This window comes from Hymenobacter sp. BT559 (genome assembly GCF_017571525.1).
Classification (GTDB): Bacteria; Bacteroidota; Bacteroidia; order Cytophagales; family Hymenobacteraceae; genus Hymenobacter; species Hymenobacter ginsengisoli.
Window position 1 is genome coordinate 75,477 of the sequence record NZ_JAGETY010000019.1, and the last position, 17,548, is coordinate 93,024.

The following is a 17,548-nucleotide window of genomic DNA, read 5'->3' on the forward strand; positions in this document are numbered from 1 at the left end:
CACTTTTATTTCTGTTATGAAATCAACTTTTGCCTACCCCTTGCTGCTAAGCCTGGCGGTGGTGGCTGCCCCCGCGGCTGCCCAGAAAAAGCCCGCCACCACGAAACTTGCCACGGTAAAAACCACTCCCAAGGCCACCGCTGGCGGCGCCCGCCTGGTGGAAAAAGTAACCGCCAAGCCCGGCGAGCTGGTTATTCCTTACGAGAAGTACGTGCTGCCTAACGGCCTGACCGTCATCGTGGCCGAAGACCACTCCGACCCGCTGGTGCACGTCGATGTGACGTACCACGTAGGCTCGGCCCGCGAGCAGATTGGCAAGTCGGGCTTCGCGCACTTCTTCGAGCACATGATGTTTCAGGGCTCCGACCACGTCGGCGACCAGCAGCACTTTAAGCTGGTGACGGCCGCTGGTGGTACGCTCAATGGCAGCACCAACCAGGACCGCACCAATTACTACGAAACCGTGCCGAGCAACCAGCTCGAAACGGCCATGTGGCTCGAAGCCGACCGTATGGGCTTTTTGCTGGATGCTGTAAGCCAGAAGAAATTTGAGATTCAGCGCTCGACCGTGAAAAACGAGCGCGGCCAGAACTACGACAACCGCCCCTATGGGCTAGCCAGCGAGTACGTGTCGAAGACGCTGTACCCCTACGGCCACCCGTATTCGTGGCTCACTATTGGCTACCTGCAAGACCTTGACCGCTCGAACGTTGACGACCTCAAGAACTTCTTCCTGCGCTGGTACGGCCCCAACAACGCGACCCTGACCGTGGGCGGCGACGTGACGGCCGCCCAGGTACTGAAATACGCCGAGAAGTATTTCGGCCCCATCAAGCGTGGGCCGGCCGTGCCGGTGCAAAAGCTGCCCGAGCCTGTGCTCACGGCTGACCGCTACGTGAGCTACGAAGACAACGTGCGCTTCCCGATGCTGCAGATGGTGTTTCCGACGGTGCCCAACGGCCACCCCGACGAGATTGCACTCGATGCCCTAGCCGACATCATCGGCAGCGGTAAAACGTCCTTGCTCTACAAAAACCTCGTAAAATCCCAGAAAGCGGTGCAGGCCCAGGCCTACCAGCGCAACTCGGAGCTAGCCGGCGAGTTTGCCATGATTGCGCTGGACGTGCCCACTACGCGCCTCGACAGCACGGAGGCCATCATGCGCAAAACGCTTGCTGAAGTGGCTAAAACGGGCATCAGCGACGAGCAGGTGGCTCGCTATAAGGCTAGCACCGAGGCGCAGCTCATCAATAGCCTGAGCAGTGTGAGCGGCAAGGTGAGCCAGCTCGCCGCCAACCAGACGTTCTTCAACAACCCCAACCGCCTGCCCAAAGACCTGAAAGACCTGCGGGCGCTGACTAAGGCCGACGTGCAGCGCGTGTTTGCCAAGTACATACAGGGCAAGCACGCTGTTATCCTGAGCGTGGTGCCCAAAGGCAAAGCCGATGAGGTAGCGGCAAAAGATAATTACACGGTTTCGCAGGCTGGGTACGTGGCGCCCAATTACGGCTACGAGGGTCTGAAATACGTGAAGGCCACCGATACCTTCGACCGCTCCAAGCAGCCCAAGTCGGGCCCCAACCCGGTAGTAAAAGTGCCAGCCATCTGGCAGGATAAGTTTGGCAACGGCCTCAAGCTCATCGGCACGAAGAATACGGAGCTGCCCACTACCACCATGCTGCTCACCATTGAGGGTGGGCACCGCCTCGAGCAGGCCAACCCCGGCAAGGCAGGGATAGCGTCGCTCACGGCCCAGATGCTGAACGAGGGCTCGGAGAAATACACCGGCGAGCAGTTTTCGGCTGCGCTCGACCGCCTGGGCAGCACCGTGCAGGTATTTGCCGGCGACGACAACACGACCGTGTATGTGCAGAGCCTGACCAAAAACCTGCCCGCTACGCTAGCCCTGCTCGACCAGCGCCTGCTGCACCCGCGCTTCGATGCCGCTGACTTCGACCGCGTGAAAAAGCAAACGCTGCAGGGCATTGCCAACCAGGTGACCCAGCCCGTTACCATCGCTAACAATGCCTATTCGCGCCTGCTTTATGGCCAGAATGACATTATGGGCGTGCCGGTGAGCGGCACCACGCCCAGCGTGACCAGCATCACGCTCGACGACGTGAAGCAGTTCTACCAGCAGTACTACTCGCCCAGCGTGAGCTTCCTCACCGTGGTGAGCGACCAGGGCCAGGCGGCCGTAGAACCAGGCCTAGCCTTCCTTAAAAACTGGGCGGCCAAGCCCGTGACGCTGCCCGTGGCCAGCACGCCCGCCCAGCCCGACAAAACCAAGATTTACTTTATCGACAAGCCCGGCGCGGCCCAATCGGAGATTCGGGTGGGCTACCTCACGCCGCTAGCCTACGACGCCACTGGCGACTATTACCGCGCCTATCTATCGAACTACTTGCTCGGCGGCGCCTTCAACTCGCGCATCAACCTGAACCTGCGCGAGAACAAAGGCTATACCTACGGCGCCAACTCGGGCTACCGGGCTAGCCGTTACGCCGGCCCCTACACGGCCCAAGCAGGCGTGCGCGCCGATGCCACGGCCGCCTCGGTAAAGGAGTTTATGAGCGAAATCACGAACTACCGCAACGGGGTTTCTGACGAAGAGCTAGCCTTCCTGCAAAGCTCAGTAGGCCAGAGCGATGCACTGCGCTACGAAACTGGCCAGCAGAAAGCCGGCTTCCTCTCGCGCCTCGTTGAGTACAACTTGCAGCCTACTTATGTAACCCAGCAGGCTGACATTTTGAAGGCGCTGAAAAAGGAAGACATACAGGCATCGGCCCAGAAATACCTGCCCGCCGACAAGATGTACATCGTAGTGGTAGGCGACCGTGCCAAGGCTTTCCCGGGCCTGTCGCAATTGGGCTACGACGTGCAGGAACTGGACGTGAACGGCCAGCCCGTAGTGGCCTCAGCCGCCCCCGCTAGCCCGGCCGCGGCGGCTAGCCCTGCTACGTCGGCCATGCCCGATGGCAAGACGAAGACCGAAACGCCTGATGGCACGAAAGTAAAAACCAAGAAAAAGCGCGGCGAATAACCATAAGCGCTGAATGTTAAGTGAAAAGCCCGCCGCGCTGGCGGGCTTTTTTATAGCTGGTTGGGGCAACGTCCGTTCGGGCGCTACCTTCGCGGGCTAAATCATCTTTTATTGTGGCCTCGTCTCAACAACTTGCACAGCTCGACCGCCTAGAGCGGCAGGTAACCACCTTAGTGGCTGCCTATCAGCAACTGCGCGAGGAATTAGCCGATGCCCACACTACGATAGCGCACCTGCGGGCCGACGAGCGCGAGCGAGAAAAACAGCTCCGTGAGTACCAAAACCAGGAAAACATTGTTAAACTTGTCCAGACTATAGCCGGCGGGGAACCCACCCAGGCCAACGAGCTGAAACAACGCCTCAACGAATACATCCGCGAACTAGATAAGTGCCTTGCCTATTTGAGGGAATAATGCCCCTTCTCATGCGAATCTCTTACCTGCTCTCTAAATGAACGACTTAGCCATCAAAATTCGCATTGCCGAGCGCGATTACCCCATGCGGGTAGCCGTGGCCGACGAAGAGCGCCTCCGCCTGGCGGGCCGGCAGCTCAGCGAAAAGCTACGCGAGTTTCGAGAACAGTATGGTATTCAGGACAAACAAGACCTGCTGGCGATGGTAGCCCTCGCCACAATGGCTGACTCACTGAAAGTCAGCAAAGAAAAGGATGGAACCGATGCAGCCCTTACCGAGCGCCTAGCGCGCCTCGATGAGCTGCTGACTGGCGTGGTGCTGGCGGCCTAGCGGGCCGCCGGGTAGCACCCGTAAACGTTTCGTTGGCCCGGCCGGGCGCACCGAAGGCGAGCGGCCTTCTCAGTGCGCTTCGGTTCCGGGTTTTTCGTGTAGCTATGGTGCTGACTCACTTCACTTCCATAACTCCATGTCTCTTATAATTTTATACTGCGCGGTTGCCGCCGTCGTCGCCCTTGTGGTGGGCGTGCTGGTCGGCCGGCAGTCGGCCGGCAAAGCCCGGCAAGACCACGAAGGCGAGGCGAGGGCCAAAGCCCAGCAAATTCTCGAAGAAGCCGAAACCCAGGCCACCCGCACCCGCGACGAGCGCATCCAGCAGTCGAAAGACAAGTTTCGTAACCTCAAGAACGAGTATGAGCAGGAGCAGAAGCGCCAGCGGCGCGAGTTTGAAGCCGAAACCCAGCGCCTGAAAGCTGCTCTTGAGCAGGAGTTGACCGAGCGCCGCCAGGGCGTGCTAGCCCAGGAGCAGAGCATCAAGCACCTCACCGATACTACCCAGAAGCAGCTCGAAGCGCTGCAGCACAAGGAAAAAGAGCTCGAAACCACTCGCGAAAAGCTGCAAGCCGACGCTGAGCACCTGCGCACCCGCGCCGAGCAGCAGGAAGAAAAGCGCCAGCAGCGCCACGAAGCCGCCGTGGCCGAGCTTCAGGCTCGGCGTCAGGAAGCTGACGAGCAGCTAGCCCAAGTGCAGAGCCAGCTCGAAAAAGTAGCCGGCCTCACCGCCGCCGAAGCCCGCGAGCAGCTTGTGGAAAGCCTGAAGAACGAGGCGCAGCTGCAAGCCAGCTCCTACATTAAGGATACGGTGGCGCAAGCCAAGCTCACAGCCACCAAGGATGCCAAGAAGGTAGTGCTCGAAACTATTCAGCGCACTGCCTCGGAGCACGCCATCGAGAACTGTGTCTCGGTATTCAACATCGAAAGCGACGATGTGAAGGGTAAGATTATTGGCCGCGAAGGCCGCAACATCCGCGCGCTCGAAGCCGCTACGGGCGTCGAAGTCATCGTGGATGACACGCCCGAAGCCATTATCATCTCGGGCTTTGACCCGGTGCGCCGCGAAATTGCCCGCCTCTCGCTGCACCTGCTGGTAAAAGACGGCCGTATTCACCCCGCTCGGGTGGAGGAAATTGTGGCCAAGACAACCAAGAAAATCGAAGAAGAAATCATCGAAATCGGCGAGCGTACCGTTATCGACCTCGGCATTCATGGCCTGCATCCCGAGCTGATTCGGATGGTAGGCCGCATGCGCTTCCGCTCCAGCTACGGCCAAAACCTGCTGCAGCACAGCCGCGAAGTAGCCAACCTCTGCGCCACAATGGCCGCCGAGCTAGGCCTCAATGTGAAGCACGCCCGCCGGGCTGGCCTGCTCCACGACATTGGCAAGGTGACTACCGAGGAGCCCGAGCTGCCGCACGCCATCCTGGGCATGGAGATGGCCAAGAAGTACAAGGAGCACCCCGACGTGGTGAACGCTATCGGTGCTCACCACGACGAAATTGAGATGACGGCCCTCATTTCGCCCATTGTGCAGGCTTGCGACGCTATTTCGGGCTCGCGCCCCGGCGCCCGCCGCGAAATGATGGAAAGCTACATCAAACGCCTAAAGCAGCTGGAAGAAACGGCTAGCTCCTTTAAAGGCGTGAATCAGACCTACGCCATTCAGGCGGGCCGCGAGCTGCGTGTGATTGTAGACGCCGAGAATGTGAGCGACGACCGCGCTGGCGAGCTAAGCTTCGAAATTTCGCAAAAAATTGAGAAAGAAATGCAGTACCCCGGTCAGATTAAGGTGACTGTTATCCGCGAAATGCGCTCGGTGGCCTACGCCAAGTAAATTGTTAATTAGTAGTGAAACATAAAGCCCGGGTAGCTGCTGCTACCCGGGCTTTATGTTTGCCTCTTGGTCATGAGCAATAACTTTTTCTCTTCGGCTATGACTTGCAGTATCTGCCGGCTAGGGCTCATCGGTAGCCTAGCTCTTAGCGCGTGCGTGCGCAACCCCTACGCCGCTACCAACAAGTCGTACCGCCAGCAGACGAAGGCGCTAGCCCATCAGCTTCGCACGCAGCCGGCACAGCCGCCCACCGATAGCCTGCCGACTACGCCCTACTGGGTCGGTACGGTAAATTTCAATCTGCGCAAGCCTAACTACGTCATCATTCATCACACGGCGCAAACTAGTACTGAGCAGACGCTCAAGACATTTACACTCGTCAAAACGCAAGTGAGCGCGCACTACGTCATCGGGCGCGATGGGCAGGTATTTCACATGCTCAATGACTACCTGCGGGCCTGGCACGGCGGCGTGGCACGCTGGGGTGGCATCACCGATATCAACTCAGTTTCCATCGGTATCGAGTTGGATAACGATGGCACCGAGCCGTTTCAGGAAGCACAGCTGACTAGCCTGCTGAAAGTGCTAGCCAGCCTGAAGCACACCTATAATATTCCGGCCGCCAATTTTATCGGGCACGGGGACATTGCCCCGGTGCGCAAAAGCGACCCTAGCGCCCTCTTCCCATGGCCACGCTTGGCGGCGCGTGGCTACGGCCTCTGGTACGATGCCGCCGTGCTGACGGATACTACCGCTGCGCCCTTTGCCGCCGACTCGTGCGGGCAGCCGTTGCCCGGCCTCACGCCACGCGAGGCCCTGCGCATCATCGGCTACGACACGCAGGACCTTGAAGCTGCCATCAGGGCATTTAAGCGCCACTTCGCGCCAGTGGATACCGGCCCGGCGCTCTCGGAGCAGGACCGCCGCATACTGTACAATATTTATCGTAAGGCCCTATAGGCTAAGCTACTGAGCGCCTTTTAGCTTGTCTTCGCCACCGTATGGCGCTCCCGCTGTAATGTCGCCGCGTAGGCCACCCATGCTCTTACCAGGGCCAAATCCGGGCTGCACAGAGGTAGTGTCGTTTTCGCTAGCCACGGGTAGCGGCGCATCTGGCGCCATCGGGGCGTTAGTGAGGGCCTCGGTCGGTACTTCGCTCGCGCCGGAGTTGCCGCCGGTTAGTTCGGCTACCTTGGCTACGTACCGGCGTTTGGCTTCGTCTTCGGGCGTGCCTTTGTATTTGTCCCACGATTCCCATTGGGCCTGCGATAAGCCGGCCGGGCCGCTGGCCTGGTCAGCTTCCCCAACTGCTACTTCGCCACTTTTCATATTGACGTCGCCTTCGGTAGCCTGCTTATACAGGCCATATAGCTCAGTCATGTGTTGCGGGGCAGTATCGGCGGGCAAATTATTAACTTTCTGTGCGGCAGCGTCAAAATCCTGTTGTAAGCTCATCGGAATAGGGGAGGGGAGAAATAACGAAAAATAACTGCGGAGCCCAGTGGCATCCGCTAAGGTGTACTAACAGATTCCGGCCGGGGTTGCACCTATTAACAGTGTGCCGACCCCCAACTAACCCCGAGCGTAGTCGCAAGGCTGCCCTAGGCCCTATCTTTGCTGCCTAGCTATGTGTGGAATAACCGGCGCTTACGCCTTCTCCGACTCCGGCCGCTTGGCCCTGACCCGCTTGCAGGCTGCTACCGACGCCATCGTGCGCCGGGGCCCCGATTCGCAAGGGCATTTCATCTACGACCAGTGCGGCCTGGGCTTTCGCCGGCTGGCCATCCTCGACCTCTCGGCCGATGGAAACCAGCCCATGACCGATGCCTCGGGCCGCTATACGATTGTCTTCAACGGCGAAATTTTTAACTTTCGCGAGCTACGTGAGAAACTAGTCAAAAAAGGCTATCAGTTTCATTCGCAAACTGATACGGAAGTTATTTTGAACCTGTATATCAGCGAAGGCCGGGGCTTTATCAAGAAGCTCAATGGCTTCTTTGGCTTCGCGATTTACGACAAGGAAGAAAACTCGCTGCTCATTGCCCGCGACCGCTATGGCGTGAAGCCACTACATGTGTACCGCGATGAGGACCGGCTGCTATTCGGCTCCGAGTTGAAATCGTTGCTAGCCCTCGGCGTGCCACGTAAGCTCGACTATGTAGCCCTGAGCCAATACTTGCAGCTCAATTACATTCCTGGCCCTGCTACTATCTTCAAGGGCATTAAGAAAATATTGCCTGGCCATTACCTTTTCATTCAAGGTAATAAAGTAGTGCGTAAGCGTTGGTATAAAGTGCCCTACGACCCCAAAAAGGTCGCTAAAAACAAGCTCACCTACGACGAGCAGCAAAAGAAGCTGGTGCAGCTTATGGATGAGGCCGTGGAGCGCCGCCTCGTGGCCGATGTACCGCTAGGTTCCTTCCTGAGCGGTGGCATCGACTCGAGCGTGGTAACGGCCCTGGCGGCCCGGCACACGCCGCACCTCAACACGTTCAGTATCGGTTTCCGCGACGAGCCTTTCTTCGACGAAACCAAGTATGCCAACTTGGTAGCGAAGATGCACAACACCAACCATACGGTGTTTTCGCTGAGCAACAACGATTTGTACGAGCACATCTTTCAGATGCTCGACTACTTCGACGAGCCTTTTGCCGACTCGTCGGCCCTAGCGGTGCACATCCTAAGCCAGCGCACGCGCCAGCACGTAACGGTGGCGCTGAGCGGCGATGGCGCCGACGAGATTTTTGGTGGCTACAACAAGCACATGGGCGATTTCCGGGTGCGGCAGGGCGGCTTCAAGGCCGAAGCCGTAACGGGCCTCAACCTGCTCTGGGACATCCTGCCCAAGTCGCGCAACTCCTATTTCGGCAACAAAATCCGGCAGTTTCAGCGCTTCTCGCGCGGTATGCTCAGCGGCCCCAAAGACCGGTACTGGGATTGGGCCAGCTTTGCTTCGGAGAAGGAGGCTAGCGACCTGCTGAGTCCCGCCAGCCGCCGCAAAGTAGATAAAAAGCTGGCTGCCAAGCGCCGTAAGGATATTCTCGAAAATATTCACGCCGACGGCGACCTCAATGAGGTATTGTTGACCGACACGCAACTAGTGCTACCCTACGATATGCTTACGAAGGTAGACCTCATGAGCATGGCCAACTCGCTGGAGGTCAGGACGCCCTTCCTCGACTATAAGGTGGTGAACTTCGCCTTCTCACTGCCCGTCAGCAGCAAGGTCGATGGCACGATGAAAAAGAAAATCGTGCAGGATGCCTTCCGGCCCATGTTGCCGCCCGAACTCTACGACCGCCCCAAGCACGGCTTCGAAGTGCCCTTGCTCAAGTGGATGCGCGGCGAGCTGCGCCCGCTTATCGAACAAGACCTGCTAGCCGACGACTTTGTGGCAGGCCAAGGCATTTTCGAGGTAAGTTCCGTACAAAAGCTCAAGAAGCAGCTTTTCTCGAACAACCCTGGTGATGCACATGCTCGTATCTGGGCCCTGCTGGTATTTCAATACTGGTGGAAACACTACATGTGACCTCCTCTGACCTCCTCCCAATTACTGAGCCGGTTGCAAGTGGAGCATCAGGCGTTCTGAAGCTCGACCGTAGTGGCAGTCGCCACTACCTCATCGGGCGTTAAATTCTGTAATGAGCTGTGCGGTCGGAAGCCATTGTACTCCTGGCGCCAGTGCTCGATTTTCTCCTGTGCATCAGTCAACGATAGAAACCAGTGCACGTTCAGGCACTCGTCCCGGAAGCTGCCATTAAACGATTCAATGTATGGATTATCTGTCGGTTTGCCGGGCCGCGAAAAGTCCAGCGTGACGTGCTGGTCATAGGCCCAGCGGTCGAGTGCCTTGCTGATAAACTCACTGCCATTATCGACCTGGATGCGCTTGGGTACAAGGCCTAGCTGCTGGTGCAAGCGTTGCATGACGGCCACCACGTCTTCGCCTTTGAGCGACTGGCCCACGTGAATAGCCAGGCACTGGCGACTACAACTTATCGACTATCGTTAAGGCGCGGATTTTGCGGCCATCGAAGAGATTATCGGCCACAAAATCCATGCTCCAGTTCTGGTGTAGCCGACCCAACGGCAGACGTTCTAACCGATGGGCAGCGGCGCGGTTACGCCGCGGGCGCTTACTGCGTAAGTTTAAGCCTTCCAGGCAATAAAGCCGATGTACGCGCTTGTGATTGTCGGGCCAGCCTTCCCGGCGTAGCAGGACATAAAGGCGCTGACTACCGTAGCGCACGCGCACTTGCGCCAATTCGCGCAAGCGTTGGCGCAAAACGGTATCATCACGCCCACCTGCTTTATAAGCAAAGCTGGCGCGCTGCAAGCCAATGACTCGGCAGGCACGGCGCGCCGAGATGCGGTAAGCGTCGATTAAGTGTTGGGCCGCGTGACGACGCTGCACGGGCCTCAAAACTTTTTTTGAGTACATCCTGCAGCATTTGCTTATTGAGGCTCAGGTCGGCCACTAGCTGTTTAAGGTGCTGGTTTTCTTCTTCCAACTTCCTAAGCCGCCGCAGCTCGGGCACGCCCAAGGCGCCGTACTTTTTCTTCCAGTTATAGTACGTGGCCTCGCTGACGCCCATCTTCCGCCATACCTCGGCGACGGTGATGCCCGTGTCGGCCTGGCGCAGCGCAAACACGATTTGAGCTTCGGTAAACTTGGTTTTCTTCATGGCATTGTCTGGGGTTTTTAAGGTACGACAAATGCCCGATTTTCTCTACTTTACACCGGCCTAGTTTTCTGGGAGGAGGTCAAGGACCCATGTTACGCCGTGGCTCAGATAGGCCACCAGCACAGCATTAGTAAGCCTGCACTTTATTAGTAGTAAATCTGGAAAGCTAAGTGAAGATGCTGCGAAAAATGTAGTTGGCTCGGCCGAGTAGGCGACAATCCGGAGGCTAAGTCGGCTCTGCTACGCGGCACCGGTCGCTAGTCGTCGACACGTTGCGGATTCGTTCGGACTTGTGGCGCTGGTGGCCCGCTACCCCAACTGGAGCTTTGGGAAACACTGCCGGTTGCGCAAACTCAACCATAAAACCCTACTACGCCTCCATCAGGCCAATGGCCTTAGCTGTATCGGCTATGAAAAAGACGATGCATGTCCGAGCCGGTTGGGCAGCCGCTGGCCGTGCCCGAAGCTTCGAGCCAGTGCTGGTCGATAGATTTCCTAAGTGAGGCATTGGCCAACGAACAATATCGCCCGAGTGTAGAATAGGGACAGAGTTACGCGGTACTTGGTCTTGCGACGTACTCTTCCTTGCCCGCCCTACATCGTGGGCCTGCTGCAAACATTGGTTGAGCGCCATGGCCTACAAACTCGACTCCTAACGCCTACATGGAACGCTTCAATGGCTCCTTCCCCCGCGAAGTGCTCGACGGCTGCCCTTCGCTATCTTGCGGCAGATGCGCGAGCATTTCCTCTTTTGGCAGTATGACTAAAACCGCCTGCGCCCCGCACAGTCCTTATTTTTGACCCACTCGAAGTGCGTAAAGCCGCCTGACCTTTATTGTTACTGATTTGTCTAACGGACAAGCCTACAATGGCAATTAAAAGTTAAGATGACTTCTGGCTTAGATTGAAATCCTAGGATTAAATAATGTATCTTCCTTATAATATGAAAATTGCAGTAGTAGGAACTGGCTACGTAGGACTAGTGACCGGTACCTGTTTTGCTGAAGTCGGCATCGATGTAACCTGCGTTGATATTGATGAGAATAAAATTGAAAATCTGCGTAATGGCATTCTGCCAATTTACGAGCCGGGTCTGGAAGAAATGGTTAATCGCAATGTGAAGGCAGAGCGGCTACATTTTTCAACCAATTTGGGTGAAGCGGTTAAAGGCACTGATGTAGTATTCATTGCTGTAGGTACGCCTCCTGGCCAAGATGGCTCAGCCGACTTGAAGTACGTTTTAGCTGTAGCGCGCGGCATTGGCGAAAACATTGACAGCTACTGCGTAGTCGTAACCAAAAGTACCGTGCCGGTGGGTACAGCTGCTAAAGTGCGGGTTGAACTTGAAGGAGCTCTTGCAAAACGCAAGGCCAATATAGAGTTTGATGTAGCTTCCAATCCTGAGTTTCTGAAAGAAGGCGCAGCCATTGATGACTTTCTCAGGCCCGACCGCATTGTAGTAGGGGTAGGTTCTGAGCGCGTTGAAGAAGTAATGCGTCGGCTATACAAGCCATTTTTGCTCAACGGCCACCCAATCATCTTCATGGATATTCCTTCTGCTGAGATGACAAAATATGCAGCAAATGCAATGCTTGCTACTAAGATATCATTTATGAATGATATTGCCAACTTATGTGAAATTATAGGAGCCGATGTGAATATGGTACGGCGCGGTATCGGTTCCGATACCCGCATTGGTACCAAGTTTATCTATCCGGGTATTGGCTATGGTGGGTCCTGCTTTCCGAAAGATGTGAAAGCGCTGATAAAAACTGCCCACGAAAACGGCTACCAGATGAAGGTGCTGAAAGCTGTTGAGAACGTAAATGAGACACAGAAGGAAGTGCTATTTAACAAAGCGAAAAAGCACTTTGGCAACGACTTGAAGGGTAAAAAGTTCGCTGTTTGGGGGTTGTCATTCAAGCCTAACACGGATGATATGCGCGAGGCCCCCTCTTTGATTATCATCGAAAAGCTATTGGCTGAAGGGGCTAGCATAACGGCCTACGACCCTGTAGCTATTGCCGAAGCCAAGCATACGTTAGGTAAGACTATTACGTATGCAAAAGACCAGTTTGAAGCTCTAGTCGATGCCGATGCACTACTGGTGGTAACGGAGTGGCCGGAGTTTCGCTCACCTTCTTTCAAAGTGATGGGGCATCTACTCAAGCAGAAAGTCATCTTTGACGGGCGCAATATTTACGACCCTGCTGAAATGAAGCAAATAGGGTTTGCTTATTACTGCATCGGGATTCGTACTGACCATGAAGAGCCGGTAGCCTAGCAAAGAAGCTTTTTATTTGATTCTGAATAGGCTACCGGTTTAGGGTAGCTTACGCTTAAGTGTATCAATGACTTAAACTCCTACTCATGACTGAAGTAAAAAAGCGCATTCTTATTACTGGCGGCGCTGGGTTCTTAGGTTCTCACCTCTGCGACCGGTTCTTGGCTGAAGGTTACCATGTCATTGCGATGGATAATCTAGTGACGGGTAATCTCGCGAACATTGAGCACCTCTTTAAGCACGAGGAATTCGAGTTTCACCACCACGATGTCAGCAAGTTTGTTTTTGTGCCGGGCAAGCTGGACTATATTCTGCATTTTGCCTCTCCTGCTTCGCCTATTGACTACCTTAAAATTCCTATTCAAACTTTGAAGGTAGGCTCGCTAGGTACCCACAATCTTCTGGGCCTAGCTCGGGTAAAGGGTGCCAGAATGCTGATTGCTAGTACTTCAGAAGTGTATGGTGACCCAGAAGTGCATCCGCAAGTGGAGGAATATTGGGGAAATGTAAACCCTGTAGGGCCACGCGGGTGCTACGACGAGGCCAAGCGCTTTCAGGAGGCGATTACAATGGCTTATCATAACCATCACGGTCTGGAAACGCGAATTATCCGTATTTTCAATACCTATGGCCCCCGTATGCGCCTCGACGATGGCCGCGTGCTGCCGGCCTTCCTGTCGCAAGCCCTGCGCGGCGAAAACCTAACTGTATTCGGCGATGGCTCGCAAACGCGTTCATTCTGTTACGTTGATGACCTAGTGGATGGCATTTACCGGTTGTTGCTCAGCGACTACCATCTGCCCGTAAACATTGGGAACCCGGCCGAAATCACTATCAAGGAGTTTGGCGAAGAAATCGCGAAGTTGACGGGTGTAGAATTCAAGCCCACCTACCAGGCTCTACCCGAAAACGACCCAATGAAGCGTAGGCCAGATATCACAAAAGCAAAGGAAATTCTGGGGTGGGAACCCAAGATAGACAGAGCAGAAGGTCTTCGTCGGACACTAGCGTATTTTAAAGAGCACGTACGGTAGCTTTATTTCAGTTTCTGCAATTTAGTGAAACAGCTTGCCACCGAAATATTTTGGTGGCAAGCTGTTTTTCAATTTGGATGAAAGCTGCAATACTAGCAGAACGTACAGCTGAAACTACGTCACTGGCAGATGCGGCCAAGCAAGGCAGTACGCCAGCTACTAGCGCTGATGAATACCTAGGCCATCGTTTTGTACCATCTTATTTGTAATATGGTAATTGTTTAGCTGGTTTGATGAGTTGCTTTTAAACTCACTTTCAAATCCGAAGACACCTTTTTGGGTAAAGGCAAGTAAGAGGGGCCAAGTTGAAAATATGCTTTGTATATAAGGAAAATAATAGTACATTAAGTTTTCTAATCATAGCAGGTGAATAAGAGTAGCCTCGTAGCTAGAAGGCTACTCTTATTCACCTATTCTCATGCGTATTCCGTTTTTATCGCTAGCAGGTCAGCACGAGGCAATTAAGGATGAGGTGCTAGGGGCCTTGGCTAACGTATACGACAGGCAAAGTTTTGTACTAGGGGAGCAAGTAGCAGCTTTTGAACGAGAATATAGCCAGGTGAGTGGAGTTGCGTACACGGTTGGCGTAGGAAACGGACTCGACGCACTGCATCTGTCGTTGAGGGCGTTGGGCCTGCAACCCGGCGACGAAGTCCTCGTGCCCAGCAACACCTACATTGCCACGTGGCTAGCCGTATCGCTGGCAGGAGGCGTGCCAGTACCGGTAGAGCCGGACTGGCGAACTAGCAACCTCGACGCTGCCCAGCTAGCCGCCGCCATTACATCACGAACGCGAGGTATTATCCCAGTACATCTCTACGGACAACCGTGCGATATGTCAGCTATTCTGGCCCTAGCTGCTCGCCATAGTCTGTGGGTAATGGAAGATAATGCACAGGCGCAAGGCGCCAGTTGGCATGGACAGCCTACAGGTAGCTTTGGGCAAGTGAATGCTACAAGTTTTTACCCAAGTAAGAACTTAGGCGCGCTCGGTGACGGTGGCGCTATAACTACCAACGATGCAGTACTGGCCCATACAGTACGGCAGTTGCGTAACTACGGCACAGAGCGACGGTACGTTAGTGAAACCATTGGCTACAACTCGCGGCTAGATGAACTGCAGGCAGCCGTGCTGCGTGTGAAGCTGCATCACCTACCTGAGTGGACGCGGCAGCGCCGGGAGCTGGCCGATAGGTACACTGCATATTTAGCCGATATACCAGGTTTACGATTACCATTCGTAGTTGCTGGCGCCACGCCAGTTTGGCACCTCTATGTGGTGCATACTCCTTGGCGCGATGCCCTTCAGCAACATTTGGCAGCAGCTGGCATCGAAAGTCTGGTTCATTATCCAGTGCCTCCGCACTTACAGCCAGCCTATGCGGGATTAGGCTTACCTGCCGGAGCCTTCCCTATTGCGGAAGAATTGGCGACTACCTGCCTAAGCCTGCCGCTGTGGCCAGGTATGACGGAGGCGATGATAGAAAACGTGGCGACAGTGATAAAAGACTTTTATCATCACCAGTAAACTGGTTGAGAGATTGCAATGCGCGCATACTTACGGCAGTCTTAGCGTAGCTCATTGGTCAAATATGATAGCAGAACACCCGAAAGAAAGCCAGCTTCTACCAACACCAAAATGGATTTCGAACGGGTACATAGTCTTCAATTATGCATAATTCGTTTAGCCTCTCATTAGCACCTGTCAGCAGCTTACAAACGTTAGGGCCTGTAGCGAGAAGGTAGGCTAGTGGCTCTACAGATGGTTACCTAGTAAACTGTTTGAAGCCATAATAGAACACAAGGCCGGTGAAAACCTTTAATCTTAAAGGCTTGCAAGTCAGTGACAAGTTGTTAGGCCTGCTGATTTGCTAAAGTCTGTGGACAGTGGCAGGCATACTTTTGGGAATGCGCCGTCACGAATTAAGCGACCAAGATTGGCAACTCATTGAGCCCCATACGTTGGGCCAACCAGGCACGAGTGGCGGCACGGGGCGCGATAATCGCCTGTTCGTGACCGCTGTTTTCTACCGCACCCGTACTGGCATTCCCTGGCGCGACCTACCCGCTCGGTTTGGTAATTGGAACACGATTGCCCGACGCTTTCGGCGCTGGGCCTTGGCTGGGGTCTGGGAAACACTTTTTTTAGCGGTGCAAGAGCCTGATTACGAATGGGTGCTTGTGGATTCAACCACGGTCAAAGCCCACAAAGCGGCGGCCGGCCAAAAAAAAGCACGGCCGCAGCCGAAGCACTCGGCCGCAGTCGCGGCGGCTTCGGCACCAAAGTCCACGCCGTAGTTGACGCGCTGGGCAACTGTCTCCACTTAGCCCTGACCCCAGCTGAGCGGGCTGATAGCCCGCAGTTGCCCCGTCTGTTGGCCGCCCTGACTCGCTCACCGGGCGCGGTCGTATGCGACAAAGCCTATGACACAAATAAGGTGTTGACCGCCCTCGCCGACCAGGGTGCGCTACCTGTCATTCCACCCAAAGCCAGCCGCTTGCACCAGCGCCCCTACGACCGCAACCTCTACGCGGACCGCAACAAAATCGAGCGATTTTTTGGCCGCCTCAAAGAAGCTCGGGGCTTCGCTACCCACTACGAGAAAACGGCCGTCTCTTTTTTAGCTACTGCGCATCTGCTTGCGGCCCTTGACTGGATGCGTTGACTGTCCACACACTTTAGTTTAGTACGCCGGTCTGGGGTTATGCTGGGCAATGCGGTGGCTGGCGTAGGGGCGTAGGCAATGCTAGGAGCAGTATTACCATCAGTAAGCGGTCTTAGAATCTGGTCGTCCACAAAGTGCGGCAGGCGCTTGCGCGCAAAAGCCTGTTAGTCGTGACTGGGAACCTCAAACCACTTGGAAAACAAATCCATCGGAAGTGGTCAACCGTAATGGAAGCGTAACGGCCTGCACTCATTGCATCATGAAACTGTTTTAAGAAAGCTGTTGCGGTGGAAAGGGTGATGTTGCTGGCGATACCATAAACGCTCGATGCATTAATATAATATTTAACATATTAACTATTTGTGGTGATAACAGATTGGTGCCGTGAAAGCACACAACTAAAATTTCGAGCCCTATCTTTGTTGCTTAGACTGATTGAAAAGGCAGCTTTAATATAGGGCAAAAAAACTCTTTTACAATTAATCCGCCTCTCTCCGAATAGAATCACTATGGCATCTGGTATTATTAATTATTCTTTGGATAGCATTCGTTTCTATCTAACTAATGCTCAAAAAAGAAAAACTATCTGGCTATTTGTATTGACAATTATTTCCTCATTTATGGAAGTAGTTGGATTAGCTTCGTTGGTTCCAGTGATGCTAGTTGCCGCTGAACCAGGAGGCGTGCAGAAAAGTAAATATTTTGGGCCGGTATACCATGCTATTGGATTTCAGGAAGAATCTCATTTTTTGCTTTTTCTTATAGCAGTAATATTTGTATTTTTTCTGTTAAAAAGTCTGTTCTCAGTTTGGGTGAACTATATACAAGCACGCTTTACTGCAGAAGTAGGAATAAGCATTGTAAAAACGCAGCTTGGTAAATACTTAAATTTGCCATTTTGGTATTTTAATGATTTTGGCTCATCAGGTTTAATCAATAGCACATTAGGCGTCCCTACTGCCTACGTAAGCGGAATTCTGCGAGCGCTGCTCGCATTTTTTTCAGAAATGATTATTGTTTTTGTTATCACTATTGGTATTTTAATCTATAAGCCTTTGTTGGTTCTTATTTTGACAGTAGTGTTATTACCTGCTGGTATGCTTACATATAGGTTGTTGCGTTCACGCTCTCAAAAGATTGGTAATCGAATCAACGAATTAAGACCCATTTCATTTGCTATTGTTGGCGATTTATTTAATGGCTTTACGGAATTGAAGTTGGCTAATAAGCAAAAGAGTTTTGAGCAGCGATTGAT

General features: G+C 54.2%; 11 protein-coding genes and 2 pseudogenes. 11 read left to right on the top strand and 2 right to left on the bottom strand.

All coding sequences use genetic code 11. The features are described from left to right. The first annotated feature begins 16 nt into the window (after nt 1-16). From J4D99_RS20130 to J4D99_RS20150, 5 genes are all read left to right on the top strand, one after another. Nucleotides 17-3,043, top strand: a complete 3,027-nt coding sequence (locus J4D99_RS20130; protein ID WP_208133546.1) for a M16 family metallopeptidase — start codon at nt 17-19, stop codon at nt 3,041-3,043. Nucleotides 3,044-3,156: 113 nt separating this feature from the next. Next, a complete protein-coding gene (locus J4D99_RS20135) occupies nt 3,157-3,456 on the top strand; it encodes a hypothetical protein (RefSeq protein ID WP_208133547.1) in 300 nt (99 codons plus the stop codon). 37 nt (nt 3,457-3,493) lie between these two features. Next, on the top strand, nt 3,494-3,787 hold the full coding sequence (locus J4D99_RS20140; protein WP_151087641.1) for a cell division protein ZapA: 294 nt from the start codon (nt 3,494-3,496) through the stop codon (nt 3,785-3,787). A 136-nt stretch (nt 3,788-3,923) separates the two neighbouring features. After that, complete coding sequence (gene rny / locus J4D99_RS20145; RefSeq protein ID WP_208133548.1) at nt 3,924-5,624, top strand: ribonuclease Y; 1,701 nt, start codon at nt 3,924-3,926, stop codon at nt 5,622-5,624. Nucleotides 5,625-5,723: 99 nt separating this feature from the next. Then, nucleotides 5,724-6,584 (top strand): N-acetylmuramoyl-L-alanine amidase, encoded by an 861-nt coding sequence (locus J4D99_RS20150; protein ID WP_208133549.1) that lies wholly within the window; start codon nt 5,724-5,726, stop codon nt 6,582-6,584. A gap of 6 nt (nt 6,585-6,590) precedes the next feature. On the opposite strand, the gene J4D99_RS20155 is transcribed toward J4D99_RS20150, so the two are convergent. After that, nucleotides 6,591-7,079 (bottom strand): acyl-CoA-binding protein, encoded by a 489-nt coding sequence (locus J4D99_RS20155; RefSeq protein WP_208133550.1) that lies wholly within the window; start codon nt 7,077-7,079, stop codon nt 6,591-6,593. 172 nt (nt 7,080-7,251) lie between these two features. Here J4D99_RS20155 and asnB point away from each other — a divergent pair, with 172 nt between their 5' ends. Beyond that, nucleotides 7,252-9,153 (top strand): asparagine synthase (glutamine-hydrolyzing), encoded by a 1,902-nt coding sequence (asnB, locus tag J4D99_RS20160; RefSeq protein WP_208133551.1) that lies wholly within the window; start codon nt 7,252-7,254, stop codon nt 9,151-9,153. Between the two features lie 47 nt (nt 9,154-9,200). Here the strand turns inward: asnB and J4D99_RS20165 are convergent. After that, nucleotides 9,201-10,309 (bottom strand): annotated as a pseudogene (locus J4D99_RS20165) (IS3 family transposase). A 943-nt stretch (nt 10,310-11,252) separates the two neighbouring features. Here J4D99_RS20165 and J4D99_RS20170 point away from each other — a divergent pair. From J4D99_RS20170 to J4D99_RS20195, 5 genes and pseudogenes are all read left to right on the top strand, one after another. After that, nucleotides 11,253-12,593, top strand: coding sequence for a UDP-glucose dehydrogenase family protein (locus tag J4D99_RS20170; protein WP_208133552.1), 1,341 nt, complete (start codon nt 11,253-11,255; stop codon nt 12,591-12,593). A gap of 86 nt (nt 12,594-12,679) precedes the next feature. Further along, entirely contained in the window at nt 12,680-13,627 is a 948-nt protein-coding gene (locus tag J4D99_RS20175; protein ID WP_208133553.1) for a UDP-glucuronic acid decarboxylase family protein, read from the top strand. Nucleotides 13,628-14,045: 418 nt separating this feature from the next. Beyond that, nucleotides 14,046-15,155: a DegT/DnrJ/EryC1/StrS family aminotransferase gene (locus J4D99_RS20180; RefSeq protein WP_208133554.1), complete on the top strand. Its 1,110-nt coding sequence runs from the start codon at nt 14,046-14,048 to the stop codon at nt 15,153-15,155. A gap of 352 nt (nt 15,156-15,507) precedes the next feature. Next, a pseudogene (locus J4D99_RS21930) lies at nt 15,508-16,290 on the top strand (IS5 family transposase); the annotation flags it as partial. A gap of 512 nt (nt 16,291-16,802) precedes the next feature. Further along, nucleotides 16,803-17,548, top strand: a 746-nt coding sequence (locus tag J4D99_RS20195; RefSeq protein ID WP_208133556.1) for an ABC transporter transmembrane domain-containing protein, incomplete at its 3' end; no start/stop codon positions are given.

What these genes read in the sequence shown, in the direction of transcription:
- rny (WP_208133548.1), top strand. Translation starts at nt 3,924, where the DNA reads ATGTCTCTTATAATTTTATACTGCGCGGTTGCCGCCGTCGTCGCCCTT.
- J4D99_RS20140 (WP_151087641.1), top strand. Translation starts at nt 3,494, where the DNA reads ATGAACGACTTAGCCATCAAAATTCGCATTGCCGAGCGCGATTACCCC.
- J4D99_RS20170 (WP_208133552.1), top strand. Translation starts at nt 11,253, where the DNA reads ATGAAAATTGCAGTAGTAGGAACTGGCTACGTAGGACTAGTGACCGGT.
- J4D99_RS20175 (WP_208133553.1), top strand. Translation starts at nt 12,680, where the DNA reads ATGACTGAAGTAAAAAAGCGCATTCTTATTACTGGCGGCGCTGGGTTC.
- J4D99_RS20180 (WP_208133554.1), top strand. Translation starts at nt 14,046, where the DNA reads ATGCGTATTCCGTTTTTATCGCTAGCAGGTCAGCACGAGGCAATTAAG.
- J4D99_RS20130 (WP_208133546.1), top strand. Translation starts at nt 17, where the DNA reads ATGAAATCAACTTTTGCCTACCCCTTGCTGCTAAGCCTGGCGGTGGTG.
- asnB (WP_208133551.1), top strand. Translation starts at nt 7,252, where the DNA reads ATGTGTGGAATAACCGGCGCTTACGCCTTCTCCGACTCCGGCCGCTTG.
- J4D99_RS20155 (WP_208133550.1), bottom strand. Translation starts at nt 7,079, where the DNA reads ATGAGCTTACAACAGGATTTTGACGCTGCCGCACAGAAAGTTAATAAT.
- J4D99_RS20150 (WP_208133549.1), top strand. Translation starts at nt 5,724, where the DNA reads ATGACTTGCAGTATCTGCCGGCTAGGGCTCATCGGTAGCCTAGCTCTT.